At 67.5% G+C, this 19,168-nt stretch carries 18 protein-coding genes; 4 read left to right on the top strand and 14 right to left on the bottom strand.

What is annotated here, in order from left to right:
* Positions 1-371 precede the first annotated feature (371 nt).
* Complete coding sequence (locus ACFVHY_RS23960; protein ID WP_390275850.1) at positions 372-863, bottom strand: GNAT family N-acetyltransferase; 492 nt, start codon at positions 861-863, stop codon at positions 372-374.
* A gap of 324 nt (positions 864-1,187) precedes the next feature.
* Here ACFVHY_RS23960 and ACFVHY_RS23955 point away from each other — a divergent pair, with 324 nt between their 5' ends.
* The 4 genes from ACFVHY_RS23955 (at position 1,188) to ACFVHY_RS23940 (ending at position 6,042) form a co-directional block, all read left to right on the top strand.
* Complete coding sequence (locus ACFVHY_RS23955) at positions 1,188-2,459, top strand: reverse transcriptase family protein (protein ID WP_390275849.1); 1,272 nt, start codon at positions 1,188-1,190, stop codon at positions 2,457-2,459.
* 134 nt (positions 2,460-2,593) lie between these two features.
* A complete protein-coding gene (locus tag ACFVHY_RS23950; protein WP_390275848.1) occupies positions 2,594-3,043 on the top strand; it encodes a globin domain-containing protein in 450 nt (149 codons plus the stop codon).
* Positions 3,044-3,254: 211 nt separating this feature from the next.
* Positions 3,255-4,526: a glycosyltransferase 87 family protein gene (locus ACFVHY_RS23945; protein WP_390275847.1), complete on the top strand. Its 1,272-nt coding sequence runs from the start codon at positions 3,255-3,257 to the stop codon at positions 4,524-4,526.
* Positions 4,527-4,626: 100 nt separating this feature from the next.
* Positions 4,627-6,042, top strand: coding sequence for a cytochrome P450 (locus ACFVHY_RS23940; protein WP_390275846.1), 1,416 nt, complete (start codon positions 4,627-4,629; stop codon positions 6,040-6,042).
* Between the two features lie 736 nt (positions 6,043-6,778).
* Here the strand turns inward: ACFVHY_RS23940 and ACFVHY_RS23935 are convergent.
* From ACFVHY_RS23935 to ACFVHY_RS23875, 13 genes are all read right to left on the bottom strand, one after another.
* A complete protein-coding gene (locus tag ACFVHY_RS23935; RefSeq protein WP_390275845.1) occupies positions 6,779-7,387 on the bottom strand; it encodes an FKBP-type peptidyl-prolyl cis-trans isomerase in 609 nt (202 codons plus the stop codon).
* A 29-nt stretch (positions 7,388-7,416) separates the two neighbouring features.
* The gene (locus ACFVHY_RS23930; protein ID WP_390275844.1) at positions 7,417-7,911 is read right to left on the bottom strand and encodes an SRPBCC family protein; all 495 of its coding nucleotides are present in this window, start codon (positions 7,909-7,911) and stop codon (positions 7,417-7,419) included.
* The gene (locus ACFVHY_RS23925; RefSeq protein WP_390275843.1) at positions 7,911-8,945 is read right to left on the bottom strand and encodes an LLM class F420-dependent oxidoreductase; all 1,035 of its coding nucleotides are present in this window, start codon (positions 8,943-8,945) and stop codon (positions 7,911-7,913) included. The genes ACFVHY_RS23930 and ACFVHY_RS23925 overlap by 1 nt, the downstream gene beginning before the upstream one ends.
* Positions 8,942-9,370, bottom strand: coding sequence for a nuclear transport factor 2 family protein (locus ACFVHY_RS23920; protein WP_390275842.1), 429 nt, complete (start codon positions 9,368-9,370; stop codon positions 8,942-8,944). Before ACFVHY_RS23920 ends, ACFVHY_RS23925 begins: the two co-directional genes overlap by 4 nt.
* Positions 9,336-10,337 (bottom strand): DMT family transporter, encoded by a 1,002-nt coding sequence (locus ACFVHY_RS23915; RefSeq protein WP_390275841.1) that lies wholly within the window; start codon positions 10,335-10,337, stop codon positions 9,336-9,338. The genes ACFVHY_RS23920 and ACFVHY_RS23915 overlap by 35 nt, the downstream gene beginning before the upstream one ends.
* Positions 10,334-11,470, bottom strand: a complete 1,137-nt coding sequence (locus tag ACFVHY_RS23910) for an MSMEG_0565 family glycosyltransferase (protein ID WP_390275840.1) — start codon at positions 11,468-11,470, stop codon at positions 10,334-10,336. The genes ACFVHY_RS23915 and ACFVHY_RS23910 overlap by 4 nt, the downstream gene beginning before the upstream one ends.
* A complete protein-coding gene (locus tag ACFVHY_RS23905) occupies positions 11,467-12,315 on the bottom strand; it encodes a carbon-nitrogen hydrolase family protein (RefSeq protein ID WP_390275839.1) in 849 nt (282 codons plus the stop codon). Before ACFVHY_RS23905 ends, ACFVHY_RS23910 begins: the two co-directional genes overlap by 4 nt.
* 49 nt (positions 12,316-12,364) lie before the next feature.
* Entirely contained in the window at positions 12,365-13,795 is a 1,431-nt protein-coding gene (locus ACFVHY_RS23900; RefSeq protein ID WP_390275838.1) for an MSMEG_0567/sll0787 family protein, read from the bottom strand.
* Position 13,796: 1 nt separating this feature from the next.
* On the bottom strand, positions 13,797-14,852 hold the full coding sequence (locus ACFVHY_RS23895; RefSeq protein WP_390275837.1) for an MSMEG_0568 family radical SAM protein: 1,056 nt from the start codon (positions 14,850-14,852) through the stop codon (positions 13,797-13,799).
* Positions 14,853-15,245: 393 nt separating this feature from the next.
* Positions 15,246-16,517 (bottom strand): MSMEG_0569 family flavin-dependent oxidoreductase, encoded by a 1,272-nt coding sequence (locus ACFVHY_RS23890; protein WP_390275836.1) that lies wholly within the window; start codon positions 16,515-16,517, stop codon positions 15,246-15,248.
* Entirely contained in the window at positions 16,514-16,894 is a 381-nt protein-coding gene (locus ACFVHY_RS23885; protein ID WP_390275835.1) for an MSMEG_0570 family nitrogen starvation response protein, read from the bottom strand. The genes ACFVHY_RS23890 and ACFVHY_RS23885 overlap by 4 nt, the downstream gene beginning before the upstream one ends.
* Positions 16,887-17,792: a carbon-nitrogen hydrolase family protein gene (locus tag ACFVHY_RS23880; RefSeq protein WP_390275834.1), complete on the bottom strand. Its 906-nt coding sequence runs from the start codon at positions 17,790-17,792 to the stop codon at positions 16,887-16,889. The genes ACFVHY_RS23885 and ACFVHY_RS23880 overlap by 8 nt, the downstream gene beginning before the upstream one ends.
* A gap of 118 nt (positions 17,793-17,910) precedes the next feature.
* Entirely contained in the window at positions 17,911-18,435 is a 525-nt protein-coding gene (locus ACFVHY_RS23875) for an MSMEG_0572/Sll0783 family nitrogen starvation response protein (protein WP_004019804.1), read from the bottom strand.
* Positions 18,436-19,168: the final 733 nt, after the last annotated feature.

Here is a 19,168-nt window from a genome sequence, read left to right as displayed (position 1 = left end):
CTCCCAGAGGAGCGCCCGGAGCTTGCGGAGGGCGACCAACCCCGCTCCCAGAGGAGCGCCCGCAGCTTGCGGAGGGCGACCAACCCCGCTCCCAGAGGAGCGCCCGCAGCTTGCGGAGGGCGATTAACCCCGCTCCCTGAGGAGCGCCCGGAGCTTGCGGAGGGCGCGTCACGAAGGGTCTTCGCAACCCCACTCACCAGGCCCCTTCGTGACGGCCTCCGCAAGCTCCGGCCTCCTCAGGGAGCAATGATTGGGCTCGCGCCGAGCACAACGGGTTCTTTCGTAGTCCACGACGGACTGCAGGCCGCAGATACTGAGGTGCGAGGAGCGCAAGCGACGAGCCTCGAAGGGTCCTGCTGGTCGGGCGGTCATCACAGTGCGTTGTTCATGCGTACTTCGTGACAATCCCAGCCGGGGTCGTGACGGGTGGCCCCGTCGAGTTCGAATCCGTGTTTGCGATAGAACGCGACCGCCCGCGCGTTGTCGCGTGCAACCCACAGGTAGGCCGGGATATCCGTTCCGCCGAGCACTGAGGTCATCAGGTCCACCGCCACACCGGTGCCGTGATGGCGGGGAACGACGTTCAGAGACCACAATTCGGTCGGTGCCGGGGAGTCGTGGTCGCGAGCCGGGCCGCCTGTTGCGAAACCGACCATCTCCTGCGTGTCGAGTGAGGTCGCGCACCGGATGCGGATGCCGCGCCCAGCATGGCCTGCGAGGTCTCCGACAGTCTGTCGCCAGCGTGAGGCCGACTCCGCAGGAGTGAGCGCATCGAGCCGGTCCTGAGCCACCATTCCCGCATACGTGGCCTTCCAGATGGCGGTGTGCAGGCTCGAGATCTGATCGATGTCGCCTGCAACCACCGGCCGAATCTCATAGCTACCCACAGACACCGGGTCTACCAGACCTCGACCTCAGTGCGAGCGACGTCGGTGAACCCGCGCAGATCTGCGTCCTCGCCTCGGCTGTCTCACCGCCGTGGCACCATGTCGGTTGATGAACGACGGGCAAGGTGAGAGTGGATCGTCGCGATCCGTCTCAGGGGTAACCCCTGGGTGCACGTCACAGCTGGTCCCTGCGTCCGACGCCGGCGCGCACGCTGCACGTGCCACACGGCGCCGCTACACAGTTCTGGTCACCCCATCCGTCGTTCATCACCACGACAGCCCACGACGCGACACGGCGCCGTGACCGAACCGTTCCTGCAACCGCATGAGGCAGCGGAAGTCGCTGCGGCCTTCTCGCGCACGTATACCGCCTGGACGTGGCCGGAGATCCTGGCGGCGGTGACAGCGGTCCTGCCTGCTGAGGTCACCTCCGAAGTGGCCGCCGGCATCATCGAACTCTCGCCTCACGAACCGCGACATCCCGCGACCGTGATGATCCAGGCCCTCGCGCCGTGGACCCACCCGGCACCCCTCGCCGCTCAACCCGTCGTACTGCACGAACCACGTTCCGCGGGAACGGTGTCCGACGCTCTGCCCGATCTCTACGATGTCGAGCAGTTCGCGCACTGGCTCGACTTCACCGTGCCCGAGCTCGAATGGTTCGCCGACCGCGGCCAATGGCTACGAACGGCGCGCGCGCCGTTGCGTCACTACCGGGTCTGGCGGCGGGAGAAGCGGGACGGGGTCCGGGTCATCGAAGCTCCGAAACCTCGTATGCGCGAGACGCAACGTCGCCTGCTCAGACGATTGGTCGAGCGCATTCCGGCCCATCCCGCGGCGCGCGGTTTCATACCCGGGTCGTCACCGGCTGCTTTCGCCTGGCCGCACACGGACCGTCCCGTGGTCCTGCGCGTCGACCTCCGGCATTGCTTCGAGACGATCACCGTGCCGCGCGTTCGAGCAGTGTTCCGGCAAGCCGGCTACCCGCCGCACATCGCCCGCCTGCTCGCCGAATTGTGCACCACGGCAACGCCTGTGGATGAACTCCGCGGTATCGATCACACGCACGCAGCACTTCTCCGGGAACGACACCTGCCGCAGGGTGCGCCGACCTCGCCGCATCTGGCGAATCTCGTGATGCGGCCGCTCGATCGGCGGCTCGACGGGTACGCCCGCCGCCACGGTCTCCGCTACACCCGCTACGGCGACGACCTCGCGCTCTCAGGCGACGCGATGAACGCCGACCGCGCGCTGTGGACCGTGCTCCGCATCGTCGAGGACGAGCGATTCACCGTGCACCCGGAGAAGGTCCGGATCATGCACAGCCATCAGCGCCAGCATCTCGCCGGTCTCGTCGTCAACGACCGTCCACAGGTCGCCAGATCCGACTACGACAATCTGCGGGCCCTGCTCCACAACGCTCGCAGGCACGGGGCGTCGTCGCAGAATCACGACGAGCACCCGGACTTCCGCGCACACGTCTACGGTCTCATCGCGTGGGTGGGTGCGACGGGGGAGACGCGTCGACGCCGGTTGCTGAACATGGCCCGCACGGTCGACTGGGACAGCTGAGAACCTCTGAAGACGGACCAAACGACCGAACGATCCCGAACCTCACACCGGCTGCGGTTCGCTGTGAGACCACTGTTACCTCGGCCTTCCCCGCAGCGCGCCCAGTCGCAATGCCGGTGCACCAAGGTCCCTGCATGGACAAACAACTGCTCGAACGCAGCCTGGCACTCGTCGATCTTCCCGACGCGGGCCTCACCGTTCGCTTCTACGAGATCCTGTTCGACCGCTATCCCACCGTTCGCGCCATGTTCGGCCGCGACACCCGGGCCCAGGCCGAGATGTTGCGCAGCGCCGTCGCCTCGGTCGTGGAGCATCTCGACGACGCCGAGTGGCTGACGACGACTCTGCACGCGTTGGGGCGGCGACACGCCGGTCTCGGCGTCACCAGACCGATGTACACGGCGGTCGCGGAATGCATGATCGCCGCGATGAGCGAGATCGGCGGGGACTCGTGGACTCCGGCGATGACGCTGGCCTGGGACCGCGCGCTCGGCGCGGTCGCGACGATCATGCTCGACGGCTATCCGGACGACGGCGCGCTCGACATCATGCCGGCCGATCGACGCAAACCCGGAGCCGCCTGACCCGCCCTTCGCCCGATCCCGGCGACGCCCGATCACTTCGACTCGCCACGGGCCCATCGACCGACCCACCGGAGAACGCGCGACCACCCTTCGACTGTCCGACGACCGACGAGTCCCCGTGAGATCCGCGCCGCCCGACTCCACGGCCACGGCCCGGCCACCCTGAATCGCACGCCCTCCGCGATACGATCCCGCTCGGAAGTGAGGGCTCGTGACTGCTGCAAACCCGCGACGTGCGCTGGATCGATACCTGGGATCAGCCCGGGCCCGGTGGGCGACACTCGCCGTCTTCCTCATCAGTTCGGCGGTCGCGATCGTCGTGCTGCCGAACCAACCGCCGGCCCCGTATCGCATCGACTTCGACGTCTACCGCATGGGCGGACAGGTCCTGCTCGACGGCGGCGACCTGTACGGCATCCTGCCCCGACTCGCGGAAGGCTCGTACCTCCCGTTCACATATCCACCGCTTGCCGCAGCGCTGTTCTCGATCTTCACGGTCGTCCCACTCGGCCTCGGTCAGGCCCTGTTCACCGCGATCTCCATCGGCTGCCTGCTGGTGGTGTGCCGCATCGTCCTGTCCTGCCTCGTCGAGCGGCCTGCTCACCAGTTGTGGTGGCTCGCAACGGCCGCCGCGACGGTCGGCCTCTGGCTCGAACCCGTCCGCGACACCCTCAACTTCGGACAGATCAACATCGTGCTGATGACGCTCGTCGTCGTCGACGTCCTACTCGGCCGCGGCAAGTGGTGGAACGGGCTGCTCATCGGACTCGCCATCTCGATCAAGCTCACCCCCGCGGTGTTCCTGCTGTTCTTCTTCGTCCGCCGGGACTGGCGCGCACTCGGCGTGGCCGCGGCGTCAGCGGTCGCCTACGCCGCCCTCGGCCATCTCCTGAGGCCGAACGACTCGCGCACCTACTGGACATCGACCCTCTTCGACACCGACCGCATCGGGAGTCCGCACTTCGCGAACAACCAATCGATCAAGGGTGAGCTCGGCAGGCTCGGCATCGAGTCCGACGTCGCGTGGTTCCTCGTCTCGCTGATCGTCGGCCTGTTCATCGCCTGGGTCGCGTGGCGTCTGTTGTCGGTTGCACCGGCGGGTCCACAACCGTCCGGCCCGCACGATGTCGCGGCACTGATGGCAGTCGCGTTCGCCGCTCTGTACTGCTCGCCGGTCGCGTGGGACCACAGCTGGGTGTGGGTGGTCCCGTTGCTGATCCTGCTGACCTACCTCGCGACCAGGCCCGCGGCGTCGGCGATGTGGTGGTGGCTCGTCGGTTCCGGGCTCGTCATCTACGCCGTCGCGCCGCATCAGCGAATCCCGCAGCGGTACGACGCCGAGTTGTCCTGGGTCTGGTGGCAGCATCTCGTCGGGTCGTCGTACCTGCTCTGGGGTCTGGCGGTGCTGGTCGCGCTGGGGGTCTCGGCGCCCCGCGTGCTGACGTCCCGACGGTCGGCCGACACGCTCGCACAACCTGCGTGAACACCCCGTCTGCACACCCCCCTTGAAACAGACGATAAAATCCGTTCCAATGGTGCATAGTGATGTAACGCACATCGGAACAACGGGGAGTGGCAGGTTCATGACGAGTCGGAAAAAGCAGATCCAGAGCGTGCTGGCGAAGGCGAGCAGCATGTACCCGAGCTCGGAGCGTCCGCTGGCCGAGCCGCCCGCCGGATCCGATCTCAAGCCGGTGATGGGTGACCCAGGGGTTCCGTGGCTCGGCAACACCCTCGAAGCGCTCGTGGATCCGCTCAAGTCGGCCATGGAGCGGTTCGAGCGGTACGGACAGGTCTCCTGGTCGGGTGCGCTGGGCATGAACATGGTCACCCTCGTCGGTCCGGACGCGATCGAAGCGGTGTGGATGAACCGCAAGAAGGCGTTCTCGAGCGAACTCGGCTGGGAACCGATGATCGGCCCGTTCTTCCGCCGGGGCGTGATGCTGATGGACTTCGACGAGCACATGCAGCACCGCCGCATCATGCAGCAGGCGTTCAGCCGGCCCCGCCTCACCGGCTACCTCGACATCATGACCCCGCACATCGAGAAGACCCTCGCCAACTGGGAGGTGGGCAACGGCTTCAAGATGTACTCCCGCACCAAGGACCTCACCCTGTCGCTGGCGACCGAGGTGTTCATGGGTGCCCACGTCAGCGAGTCCGAGGCCCACCGACTGGAGCACGCCTTCGAGGCGGCGGTTCGCGGTGGTCAGGCGATCGTGCGCAAAGACGTCGGCAACTGGACCTGGGCCAAGGGGCTCCGGGGTCGCGAGGTGCTGCAGGAGTACTTCCGCTCGGAGATCCCGCTGCGTCGCGGCAACGACGCCGACGACCTGTTCAGCGTGCTCTGCAACGCCGAGAGCGACGAGGGCGAGACGTTCTCCGACGAGGACATCGTCAACCACATGATCTTCGTGATGATGGCTGCGCACGACACCAGCACCATCGCGCTGTCGATGATGACCTACTTCCTCGGCAGGCACCCCGAGTGGCAGCAGCGCCTGCGCGAGGAGTCCCTGGCCCTCGGCAAGCCGACGATCGACTACGACGACGTCGACAAGCTCCCCAGCATGGAGCTGGCCTTCAAGGAGACGCTGCGCCTCAACGCCCCGGTCGGGATGCTCTTCCGCATGGCGATCGAGGACACCGAGGTCTGCGGCCACTACATCCCGAAGGGCACGCTGCTCGGCATCCACCCGTGGGCGACGATGCTGCGCAAGGAATGGTGGCCCAACCCGACCCACTTCGACCCCGAACGCTTCTCGCCGGAACGCCGCGAGGACAAGGTCCACCGCTTCGCGTGGGCACCGTTCGGCGGCGGCGCCCACAAGTGCATCGGTCTGTATTTCGGTGGTATGGAAGTGAAGTCGATCCTGCACCAGATGCTGCTGCGTTTCGAGTGGGACGTCCCGGCCGGCTACCGCCCGGAACTCACCTACGGCACCGGTCCGACCCCCGCCGACGGCCTCCCGATCAACCTGCGGCACCGCAAGATCTGACGATTCCTCACACCCGAGGAGCGAGCCGCTTCACCGCTCCCCGGGGGCGAGTAGCGCAAGCACCAGGCCACGCTCCACTGGGTGCGAGTAGCGCAAGTACCAGCCCACCGCCCCCGGGGTGCGAGTAGCGCAAGTACCAACCCACCGCCCCCGGGGTGCGAGCAGCGCAAGCACCAACCCACCGCTTCCCGGGGTGCGAGCAGCGCAAGCACCAACCCACCGCCCCCGGGGTGCGAGCAGCGCAAGCACCAACCCACCGCCCCCGGGGTGCGAGCAGCGCAAGCACCAACCCACCGCCCCCGGGGTGCGAGTAGCGATAGCGACGAGCCACGAAGGGTCCCAGTCGATCTCACGGCTGGGACCTTCGTGGTTCGCTGCTCATGCAACTCAAGGTCAGGGGTAGGCAGGCGCAAAAAATCTCGTCTCCCTGAGCACGATCGAAGGGAAATATGCCCTTCGATCACGCTGAGAGGGACGCGTTTGGCACGCCAGAGGTCCAACTGTATGCAACCGCAGACCCAAGGGGTGAAGAGCGATCCGACGACCTCAGCAACTGCCCCTCCCCGCTGATTCAGCCGGCACCGAGCGAGGCGAGAAGTCCACCCCCGCTCATTGAGCCGGCACCGAGCGAAGCCGCCGGGCCGAGCAAGCGACGAAGGAGCGCGTCGAGGTCGAGGAGCCGTGTCGAAATCACCTGGTGACCCGAAGTCACCAAGTGATTCCGCACCACAACCTCCTACGACGCCCCGAGAATGCTGATCTCGAAGACGAGGGTGTCGCCGACCTCGATTCCGGCGCTCGGTTCGCCCTGCGCGTAGCCATCGGCTGAAGTCATCGCGACGCCCACCTTCGATCCGACCTTTTGCCCCGCGATGGCCTTGCTGAAGCCGGGGATCACTCGGTCGAGTTCAAAGGTCAAGGGGGAGCCGTTCGCGTAGGCGCTGTCGAAGGTCTCGCCGGTGCGGCCGTTCACGCCGACATAGCAGACCGACACCGACGCGGTGTCCGGCACGACGGCGCCGTCACCCTCGACGAGCGTCTTGACCTGGGTCTCGTCGACGCTGAACGGGTTCTCGACCGTGATGTCAGGGGCCTCGGTCGCGGTGGACGCGACCATCTGCAATCCACCGGTGGTGCCCTTCTCGGTCCACTGCGGTGTGGCGTCGGCATTCGCGGGTGCGGTCGGGCAGCTCTCCGCTCCCGCTGCCGGGGTCTCGGCGCCACCGGTCGCCGCGGTCGCCGTGGGTTCGGTTGTGCCCGAACCGGAATCGGAGTCGGAGCTGCAACCGGCGACAGCCAGGACGAGAGCGGTGCCGAGGGCGAGGATCACGTTCTTGATGTTCACCCTCGGAACGCTACCCGAGGGGCGACCCGTCACCGAGAGCCCCGACCGGCCAGAACACGTGCGGCGCGCTCGAGATCGGCCCGCACCGCGTGCGCCGCCGGCCATCGCGTCGCGGTCAGCACCAGCCCGCCGATCGCGGGCACCGTCAGCACCAGCCCGCCGATCGCGGGCACCGTCAGCACCGCCTCGGCATGAACGTCGGTAGTCCCGGACCGATCGACAAACGTCAACGTCAGGACCGCGTCAACGGACCGCCACCGTCCGATCTCCTGCCACCGTCGACGAGACTCGCAGGCGGTCACCTCCATCCGCGGCGACACCCCGGGTACGACGGTGACGTCGGTCCAGCTGGTGCCGACGTCACCCGCCCGGTCACCGATCGGGCGCAGGTCGTCGATGCGGCGCAGGCTCGACTGCCATTCCGGTCGATTCGCCGGGTGGGCGAGGTAGTCGAAGGTGACCTCGATCGGGGCGTCGAACGAGACCACCGTGTCGATGAGGGTGACGCGGGCGGGGGAGAGCATCAGCGGATGAGTTCCGCGAGTTGCTCGACCTCGGCGACGCTGCCCGGCGACACGAGCATCATCGTCACCCCGCACGACTCCCAGACCTTGATCTGTTCACGCACGTGGTCCAGATCGCCGACGATCGCCGAGTCGTCCACCACGGCGTCGGGGATGATTTGCGCCGCTTCGTCTTTGCGATTGCTTCGGAAGAGTGCGGTCACCTCGTCGACGACGTCGGCGTACCCCATCCGGCGGTAGACCTCGGCGTGGAAGTTGGTGTCCTCACTGCCCATTCCGCCCATGTACAGCGCCAGGAACGGTTTGATCGCGGCGTAGGTGCCCTCGCGGTCATCGGTGACGACGATCTGGGCGGTCGCGCAGATCTCGAAGTCCTCACGACTGCGTCGCGCACCCGGGCGGGCGAATCCCTCGTCGAGCCACTCGTTGTACGTGTCGGCCATACGCGGCGTGTAGAACAGCGGCAGCCACCCGTCGGCGATCTCGGCGGCGAGCGCGACGTTCTTCGGCCCCTCGGCGCCGAGCATGACGGGGATGTCGCTGCGCAGCGGGTGCGTGATCGGCTTGAGCGTCTTGCCCAGTCCCGATGCGCCCACCCCGTCGAACGGCAGTGGATAGTGGGGGCCGGCGCTGCTGACCGGCGCCTCGCGCGCCCACACCTGACGCATGACGTCGATGTACTCGCGGGTCCGGGCCAGCGGCTTGGCGAACTTCTGCCCGTACCAGCCTTCGACGACCTGCGGCCCCGACACACCGAGCCCGACGATGTGCCGACCGCCGGACAGGTGGTCGAGGGTCAGCGCGGCCATCGCGCAGGCGGTGGGGGTGCGGGCCGAGAGCTGCAGCACCGAGGTCCCGAGCCGGACACGTTCCGTCGACGACCCGAGCCAGGCCAGCGGGGTGTAGGCGTCGGATCCCCAGGCCTCGGCGGTGAAGATGCTGTCGAAGCCGGACGCCTCGGCCGCGGCGACGATCTCGGCGTGGTGGGTCGGCGGTTGCGCGCCCCAGTAGCCCAGTTGCAGACCGAGTTTCACCGGCTGACCCCCTCGGACTCCGCAGGGTTCTCTGACTCCGCGGCGGCCTCGGCGGCGATCTGATCGAACTGTGCCCCCATCGCCGCGGCGACGGCCTGCGCACCCGACAGCGGCCGGACCATGACCATGAGGTCGTCGATCTTGCCGTCGTCGTTGACGTGGATGAAGTCGCAGCCGGTGATCTTCTTGCCGCCGACCACGGCCTCGAAGACGAGCGCCGAGTCGTGTCCGCCGGCGTCGTTGATCTCTCGGATGTAGCGGAAGTCCTCGAAGACCCGCAGCACGCCCCGCAGGATCGCCGACGTGATGGCCTTGCCCGGATACGGCTTGAATGCGACCGGACTGGTGAAGACCACATCGTCGGCGAGCAGGGCCCTCATCGCCTGCTCGTCACGCGCCTCGACGGCCTCTCGGAACTGCTTCATGCGTCGACCTCCCTGTCGATGATCCTGCGTCGACGCTAGTGGATGCCGGGCCGGTTGCGGACGGAAGGCGAGGAGCCAGCAGGACGACCAGCGCCGCCGCCAGCATTGCGATACCCACCCAACCGATCGCGGTGATGGATTCGGAGAGCACTCCGACGGCCAGCGCGGTCGCGACGGCGGGCTCGATCAGGGTGATGGTGGTGGCGGTCGAGCTGTCGATCCGACCGAGTCCACGACTGAACAGCACGTACCCGAGGAACTGCGGGACAAGGACAAGGTAGGCGAGAACGCCGAGGGTCTCGGGGTGCGCGACCACGGCCGGAACCCCGACCGCGACGACCGGCAGCAGAAACAGTCCGCCCAGTCCCATCACTGTCCCGGCCGCGGCGCCGCGCGGCACCGACCTGTTCATGAGCCGACGCATCGCCCACGACAACCCGGCGTAAGTGATACCCGCGAGCAGGCCGAGACCGACACCGAGCGCCGACGACGAACTCCCGCCGAGTGCGTCCTCATGCGACGACTCGCTCCGCGACACGGCCAACGCCGCACTACCGACGATGCCGAGCGCGCACGCGATGGTCCACCGCAGGGTGAGCCTCCGCCCGTCGGCCACGCGCTCGATGACCGCCGACACCAGCGGTGCCGACGCCAACGACACGACGGTCCCGAGCGCGACGCCGCCCACGCGCATGGACCCGAAGAAGCAGAGCGGGTAGATCATCACGCAGATCCCGCCCAGAAGAGCGACCCGCCACTGTGCCGTCACCGACGACCACGCGGCTCGAATCCCGCGGGCGTTGACCGTGGCTTGCAACAGGCCGCCACCGCACATGGCCACGGCGCCGATGGTCACGGCACTCAGTTCGGGCGCCATCGCCGCGGCGGTACCCGAGGTGCCCCACAGGATCGCGGTGAGGGCGACCGCCAGCATCCCGATGCGTTCGGTCCGACGGGACTCGCTCATCCGTGGGCGCCGACCGGCGACGCCGGATGGGGGTGTTTCGCATAGAACTCGAGGTGCCGACGTGCCGCGTCGTCCCACGTGAGAGATGCGGCCAGGCGTCGGCCCGATGCGATGCGGTCGGGGTCTGGGACGAGGGAGGCGTCGAGGGAGTCGGCCAGTTGGGCGACGGTCGAGGCGTAGGAGACGGTCGTACCGAAGACCTCGCGCAGGATGGGGAGGTCGCGCGCGACGACGGGACGGCCCGCGGCGAGGGCTTCCATCGCGGCCAGGCCGAAGCCCTCCTTCACCGATGGGAACGCGAACACCTGGCAGGCGGCGACCAGTGCCGGCAGGTCGTCGTCCGGCACGTTGCCCAGCACGACCGGTTCGACGTCGAGTTCGGCTCGCCGACGGTCGAAGTCGGCACGGTAGTCGCGGTAGTCGAACAGGGTCTCGCCGCCCGCGAAAACCAGCTGCAGTCGCGGGTGACGTTCGCGCAGTACGGCATATGCCTGCAGGAGGTCGATGCTGCCCTTGCGCGGTTCGATCCCGCCGACGGCGAGCACGTAGTCGCCCAGCTGATCCGACCAGCGTCGTCGTGCCTCGAGGGCCTTGGGGGAGTCCGACGCCGCGTCGACGAAGCGTTCGTACGCAACCCCATTCGGGATCACCGTCGGATGCAAGTCCCAGCCCTGCTCGACCTCGTCGGCCACCGCACGGGATACGCAGATGCGGGCGTAGGGGTTGACGACGGCCTTTTCGTGACAGTCGACGAGGATCGGCGTCGTGAACTGGTCGAGATGGTGGATCGTGCGGATGCACGTCCCGACGGCGTTGGCGCTGATGCAGTCCTGGGCGTGCACGATGTCGAAGTCGGCGGGGTCGAAGGCGGCCCGCAGGGTGTCGATGGACCGCACGATGCGTTGGGTGATCGTCTCGTTCTCCCGGTCGGGGAACGGGACGAGCCGCACCCGCACAGCCGGATCCACAGCGCGGAAGAAGCCCGCGTCGCCACCGCGGGCGAGCGACCACACCGTGACGTCGGCGCCGAGCCGCGCCATCGCCTCGGCCAGGTTCAATGTATGGACGACGCCGCCACGGGGTTTCGTCGAATAGGTCAGGAGAGCGATGCGGAGAGTCTGCGTACGGCTCATCGCTGGTCCGCCGGCGTCGTCGACCGGTAGGTGTCCGGTCGGAGTTCCGCGAGGTGACTCAGGACTCGCCGCGCCCGGTCGACTTCGGCATCGACATCGACAGTCACCGTGGCCATTCCGCCTTTCGATCGGGTGGTCGCCAGAATGTCGCCGCCGGGCCCGACGACCTTGGCCTGTCCGAGGAAGCGCAGCGACCCCATGACCCCGGTCTGGTTCGACGACACGACGAACACCTGGTTCTCCGCGGCGCGGGCGCAGTCGTAGAGGTCGAACAGCCGGGACTGGCGGTCGGCAGGCAGGCGCGCGGCACGGTCGGTGACGCTGGCGGGCCACGCCGACAACGCCGCGATGATCCGCGCGCCGTCGAGCGCGAGCGTGCGCGCCGACTCCGGGAACGTCTTGTCGTAGTCGATCAGCATGCCCAGACGGCCGACGGGGGTGTCGAAGGAACCGAACTGATCGCCCGCGGCGTAGGCGAGCGCCTCGCCGGCGGGTTGATGGACCTTGCGGTGTGTGCCCAGGACACCGTCTCCGGTAACACAGACGGCGGTGTTGAACCGCTGGTCGTCGACCGCTTCGGTGTACCCGATGCACACGGTCATGTCACCGGCGGCGGCCGCGATCGCCGCGAGTTCGGGACCGTCCGGTTGCAGCGCCGGCGGCAGTTCGGCCGGGTCGGGTTGTCGAAGATCGCCGAGGTAACCGCCCAGTGAGGCATCGGGGAAGACGAGAAGGTCGACGCCGTCGCGCGCCGCGGATTCGACGATGCCGACCGCTTTGGCGACACCGCGTTCCACGTCGCGTCCGAAGTGCGCGGCGAGGGCACCGAGGGTGACCGTCCTCATGGGCGAAGGGTACCGGTCGGATCCGTCGGCCGGTCGGGTCGCCGGGGAATCATGCGACGCCCAGTCCGGTGACCGTCGACGCGACGGCGACAGTCGTCTCGCCGTCGGGCCACCGCAATCTCACGCCTGGTTCCGCGGTCAGCCGGCCGCACTCCGCGGTCATCACCGGAGCAGGACTGGGGACAGTGCTTCGGGTGCCGGCGCGGTCGGTGCTCAGCATCGCGTAGCCCGGGAAGCAGGTGAGCCAAGCGCCCATCGACGCGTCGCCGGGTCGCGGCACCGCCGTCACGTCCACCTCTGCACCGGTTCCCGACGCTTCGGCGAGCATGCCGAGCGTGCCGACGATCCCGGCCATGCTGACGTCCTTGGCCGACGCGGGACGCACCGTTGCGAGGTGGGATGTCATGGCGCACAGTTCGTCGCTGCTGCGCGAACTCGTCGAGTCCCACTGGCGGTCGTGATATCCGGGTCGCCACGAGCCGCCGAGGTCGGCGTGGAGGGTGACGGTGTCGCCGACCCGGCCACCGCCGGCGGGCAGGGGACTGGGCGTCGTGCCCAGTGCGGTCACCGACAGCGCCGACGGCACACCGACCTGCGTGTGACCGCCGAGCACGGGTGTGCGCCATGCAGCTGCGGCCGAGCTGATCCCGCGGATGATGCGGGTGAGATGCGATGTCGTGGGCGCGCCGACGGCGTCGAGGAGACCGAGCGGCCGAGCCCCCATCGCACTGAGGTCGTTGAGGTTGACGAGCACCGAACACCAACCGGCCCATTCGGGATCGCGTTCGATCATCGACGGAATGATGGCGTCGCAGGCCGCGATCACATCGGTGCCCGGCACCGGAACGCCGTCGTCGCCGCGGAATCCGGCAGCACCGAGACCGCCCGGTTGGTCTGCGAACGGCGCGAGTGCCTCGGCGAGAACCGCTTTCGTCCCGTCGACTGTACGTTGAATTCGGTTGAGTGGGTATCGCATCTCCCGGTGGGACCTGCCTGCGATCTGCGGACCGGGTCCGTGGTCCAGCCAGCCGAGCCGGGCGAACAGCGGTGCGTAGCGATCCTGGACGGTCGCGTCGAACCGCAGCGCACCCAGCTGTTCGACGTGGGCGCACGCGGCTCGGACGAGTGCGGCGCCCATCCCGGCCGCGAGTCCCGGATCGGCGACGACGAGCCGTGAGCCGAACCACCATCCGATGCCAGCGTGTGTCGATCCCGCCCACGGAGTGGGTGCAATGCGCACTCCACCCGCGATTTTCCCGTCCGGCAGGGTCGCGACGAGGACGGTGGTGCGCGGGTCGTTGTCGATGTCGTCGAGGTCGGTGCGGTCGAAAAGCGCCTGCCGCTCGACGAATTCGCGGTGTCGCAGCACGCGATACGCCGCATGCTCCCGCGGGCTGTCCGCGACGGTGATCAGGAACTCCGACCGCGGCGTCGTGCGGGGCACCCCCGACAGGATCGACAGCTCGCCCCGTGACAACACGTCAGCCTCCGACCGTCGGCAGGACGCTACAGGCACCGCACGCCGCGCAACCCGCACGCTGCTCCGATCCGGACATCCCGATGAAGCTCAGATGACCGGCCACCTCGCGGGTGATCTTCTCGACGATCGTGGGGTCGGGTGCCGGGGCGTTGTCGACGTCGACCGCGAGAGTCCCCGCGTGACGCCGGAACGGCACGATGAAGGGGTACACGCCCATGTCGGCGAGTTCCTTGGCGCCGGCGATCATCTCGTCGGTGTCCTCGCCGAGTCCGACGAGCAGGTAGGTCGACACCTGGTTACGGCCGAACACGCGGACCGCCTCGGCCCACGCCGCCCGGTACTCCGACATCGGTACCGTCGACTTGCCGGGCATCCAGCGGCGGCGAACGTCGTCGTCGAGGGATTCGACGTGGATGCCGATGGCGTCCGCACCGGCGTCGCGGAGTTCGGTCAGCACGGCGAGATCGGCGGGCGGTTCGCACTGGACCTGGATCGGCAGTTCGGGCACCGCCGCTTTGACCGCCCGGACGCACCGGGCGAGATGACGAGCTCCGCGGTCGCGTCCACCGCTGGTGCCGGTGGTCATGACCATGTTGGTCACGCCGTCGAGATCGACGGCCGCACGGGCGACTTCGGCGAGTTGCTCGGGCTTCTTCACCGCGATCGTCGAGCCGGACTTCAGCGACTCCTCGATCGAACAGAATCGGCACCGCTGGTCTTCGGCGTAGCGGATGCAGGTCTGCAGGACTGTCGTCGCCAACACGTTGCGTCCGTGCAGGCGGGCGATCTTCTCGTAGCTCACCCCGTCCGCGGTCTGCAGGTCGTAGAACCGGGGCCGCCCGATCGCACTGACCTCGACGCCGATGTCGACGCCGTCGTACAGCACACGATCACCGTCGAAGACGAACGGACTCTGCGGGTTCCGCGGGATCGCGGCATGCAGGCCGTCGACCATGAGATGCCCGTCGTCGCTGGGCCCCGCCCCGCCGGTGCGCTGCACCGGCGGCTCCCCGCGAATACCGAGCAACGCCAGGTCGACTCGTGTGGATACCGTCATAGGTACTCCTCAAATCTGTTGAAAGAATGCCTGTCCCGGACGTGCGACCCCACCGCTCCCTGAGGTGCGAGGAGCGCAAGCGACGACCATTTTCTGCTCCCTGAGGTGCGAGGGGCGATAGCGACGAGCCTCGAAGGGTCCGGCGACCCGACCCCGCTGGTTGGGCGGAAACCCGCCCCCGCCGGATGACCCGAAGCTCAACCCCCGCTGGTTGAGCCGACCCCGAGCGAAGCGAGGCGTCGTGTCGAAGCCACCCGGTGACCCGACCCCGCTGACCCGACACCCGACCCCCCGCTGGTTGAGCCGACTCCGAGCGAAGCGAGGCGTCGTGTCGAAGCCACCTGGTGACCCGACCTCGACAACCCAACCCCCACGCTCACAGGAATCCGATACCTACTGCGCAGCAACTAGATTTGCGCTACGACTTCGAACCGCACCGACAACATGCTCCGCCACAAACCGTGCGTCGCGATCGATACCAAGGAACCGTCCGGACCCCCAGGTGTGCATCCACGGCAACCCGACAAAGCTGAGCCCGGGAACCTCGGTGATCCCGCGCGTCTGCATGGGCCGGCCACCGCCGTCGAAGGCGCTGGCCTCGATCCACCGGTAGTCGGGCCGGTAGCCGATGGCCCAGATAATGGAGGTGACGCCTTCGGCGGCGAGGTCGAGTTCGGTCGGATCGACCTCGGGAGCCCACACCGGCTCGTACCGCGATGCCTCCGGCGCATCGATGCCGTGCTTGTCGATGTGTCGGTCGATGTCGCCGCAGATGGAGTTGTACACGGCGTCGGCCCGGTCGAGCGCGGCCGTGAGCGTCGGCGCGAACCGCAGCGTCGAGTCCTTGCCGTCACTGAGCACGCCGTACAGCTTCATTCCCTCGGTCGCGAATCGTCGGAGGTCGATGTCGCGGCCGCCGTCGCGACCGGTGACGTAGTGATTCGTCTTCTCCTGCGCAGCCCGTCCGCCGGGGTACTCCTGGGTCGGCGTGTCGTAGAGACCCATGTCCGACAGCCAGGTCATGCAGTCCCGGCCGCGATAGAACCGAGCGACCCGCGGCGCGTTGCCGATCGCGAGGTGCACCTGCCGGCCTGCGAGGTGCAGGTCCTCGGCGATCTGCGTGCCCGACTGTCCCGACCCGACGACCAGCACAGCACCGTCGGGAAGTTGTTCCGGGTTGAAGTACTCCTCGGAGTGCACCTGGTGCACGGCCGGATCCAACGACGATGCGAACGGCGGCACCACCGGCAGGGGATATCCGCCGGTCGCGATGACGGCCTGGTCGCAGGTGAGCGACTGCGTGCCGTCGGGGCCGTCGAGAGTCAGCTCGAACCGGTCACCGGAGAGACGTTGCAGACGAGTGACTTTCGTGTGTTCGACGAGAGGTGGTTCGAAGGTCTTCAACCACCCGTGCAACCACCCCACGACCTCGTCGCGCGTCATGAATCCGTCCGGGTCCGGGCCGTCGTACGTGTAACCGGGCAATTTGCAATGCCAGTTGGGCGTCACCAGCGTGAAGTTGTCCCACCGCTTGTCGGCCCACGCATGAACCGCGGTGTCGGCCTCGATGACGAGGTGTTCGACGCCGGCCTGCCGGAGGTACCAGCTGACCGAGAGGCCGGCTTGTCCGCCGCCGATGACGACGACCGGCACGTGTGCGTTCATGACAACTCCTCGCTGCTGGTTGAGGCGCTACCACCGCTGGTTGAGCCGGGCCGGAGCGAAGCGACGCCCCGAGTCGAAGCCACCCCCGCAACCGGCAACGGCGGGTACATCGACACCACCTCGACCTCAGCCGAATCCGAATGCCGCGCAGCGTCGATGGCGATCTCCTCCGCCGACGCCGCGGCCGATGTGCAGGCGAATCCGTACTTGGCGCGGACCCGCGCGCTGGCCTCGTCGAGTGCGGTGGTGGCCCGCGACCGGAAGTCGTCGACGCGATACTTGCCGGGCGCGAGGTGGTCGTGCAGTACGAGGCTGGGGGAGTAGTAACGGCGGAACAGGCCGTCGGGCCAGCGCACCTGGACGGTCATCTCAGGCATGGGCGAGGTCCCGCCACGCGAAGTCAGCGCCTGCGTCGGAGTCCGTCTCGACGAGCAACCCGTACACCTCGGGACGACGGTCCCTCAGGTGGAACATCCCGGCCCGCATGGCGGTGAAGCTCTCCGCGATATCCACGTCGGCGACGGCCAGACCGCTGCCAAGAAGCGTTGTGTCGAGGATGTTCCCGCCGGGGTCGACGATCTTGGCGTTGCCCACGTAGCGCAGCGATCCGAAGGTGCCGCTCTGGTTGGCCGCGACCCAGAACACCTGATTCTCCAGAGCACGCGCGGTGTCGAAGAGGTTGAATCGGTAGGTCCACCGGTCGTCTTGCAGGTTCTCCGCGGTCGCGGTGCGCGCTGCCGGCCAGGCGGACAGGCTCGCGATGATCTCGGCACCCTTGAGCGCCATGATGCGGGCCGCCTCGGGAAAAGCCTTGTCGTAACAGATCTGGAGACCGATGCGGCCGACGGGAGTGTCGAAGACGTCGTACCCGGTGCCCGACGAGTAGGACATGTTCTCGCCCAGGGGCTGGTGGACCTTGCGGTAGCTGCCGTAGATGCGGGTCCCGTCGAGGACGGCGGCCGCGTTGTAGCGGGTCTCGCCGTCCTCGCCGAGCTCGCAGAATCCGATCGCCACCACCAGATCTCCGACGATGGACTGCACCCGAGCGATCTCGGGCCCGTCGAGGGAGATCGCCGGCGGCAACGACCGTGTGCTGTTCTTCTGGGTGTCGCCGTGGTTGCCCAGGGACGACAGGTATCCGCCGATCGCCGCCTCCGGGAACACCAGGAAGTCGACGCCCCGCGTTCGTGCCTCGGCGACGTACTGTTCGATGGTCGCGTAGTTCTGCTCGAGATCGCGGGTGAAGTTCGCCGCGACGGTTCCGATGGTGGTCATGTGCTTCCCAAAGTCGGTGGTGGTTGTACTGGTTGATCAACCCTGTTGGTTGAGCAGGCGAGGAGCGCAGCGACGAGCCGTGTCGAAACCACTCTCGCCCAACAATTCTGGACCGATCTCAGACCATGTAGGTCGAGTTGATGATGGCGCCCTTGCGTGCGTAATGGATGAGTGCGTCCTGGACGTCGAGCGGGTGCGCCGGGATGACGCCCTCGATCAGGTCCTCCTCGCGTCCGCCGTGCAGGGCGAGACCGAAGCGGCAGCAGAACACGGTGCCGCCCTCGGAGATGAAGGTCTCGAGCGAGTTGTTGATGTTCTGCTCGCCCGGGAATCCGGAGTCACCGGTCGTCGGGAATCCGCGTGTGGCAAGGCAATTGATGGCGCCGGGGCCGTAGAAGTACATGGCCGATTCGAAGCCCTTGCGCAGCGCACGGGTGGCCTGCAGGACGGCGACGAACGACACCGACGATTCGTGCGCGATGCCGTGCACGAGCGTGAAGTACGACTCGCCGTTCTCGGCCTGGTAGTCCGGAAAGATCTTGGTGCCGCCGTAGATGTTGGAGCCCTTGGGAAGTGAGGGGTGCGGGATCTCCGCCAGCGACGCGGCGATGTTCTCGGTGATGGTTTCGTCGAAAGAAGGCACAAGAACTCCTGGGATGGCGAGACGAGACAGTGTCTGATGGTCGGGCCGCATGGCGGCTCGACGTGCGAGGGTGGATCGGGCATCATTGCCCAGAGTGGTTCGACCGGAGATCCGGTCTCATCGAGTAGCTACTGCTTGCTACGACACACAGTTCACTCGCCATCGATTACCGAATGGTTTCCGGCGGAATAAAGAAAACCTGGATTCGCGTAACACGACCCTGGTCGGTCGACCGACTGGACGCCACGGACCCGGCACATGAAAAATCCGACGAACCGGTCGGGTCGGGGGTCTGACCGGTTCGTCGGACGAGATCCAGTGTATCCCTCCCGTGCAGGGACGGTCCATCGAGGTATCCGCAATTCTGTGACCTGTCGGATTGCAGATCCTTGATCGGCTCTTACTTCCTCATGTGAGAGCAACCACCACTCGATCCCTGAGATGCGGGGAGCGAAGGCGACCCCAGCTGATCCCGAAGAGCGCCGGGGAGGTTGCGGAGGGCCATTTACCCCTTGCTCCCTGAGGAGGCCCGGAGCTTCCGGAGGGCCATGCACCCCTTGCTCCCTGAGGAGGCCCGGAGCTTGCGGAGGGCTATGCGCCCCTTTGCTCCCTGAGGAGGCCCGGAGCTTGCGGAGGGCCGTCACGAAGACATCCCAGGGGTGCAAGGTGTCAAGCGGCGAGGTTGGTGCGGTGGTTCCAGGCGGTGTGTTCGTTGTAGAGGGTGCGGTGGGCC

Origin of the sequence: Gordonia sp. NPDC127522, from assembly GCF_042672305.1 — a bacterium.
In the GTDB taxonomy this organism is placed as follows: Bacteria; Actinomycetota; Actinomycetes; order Mycobacteriales; family Mycobacteriaceae; genus Gordonia; species Gordonia hongkongensis.
Note: the sequence above shows the minus strand (reverse complement) of the source record. Positions and strands in the feature narration are given on the sequence as shown.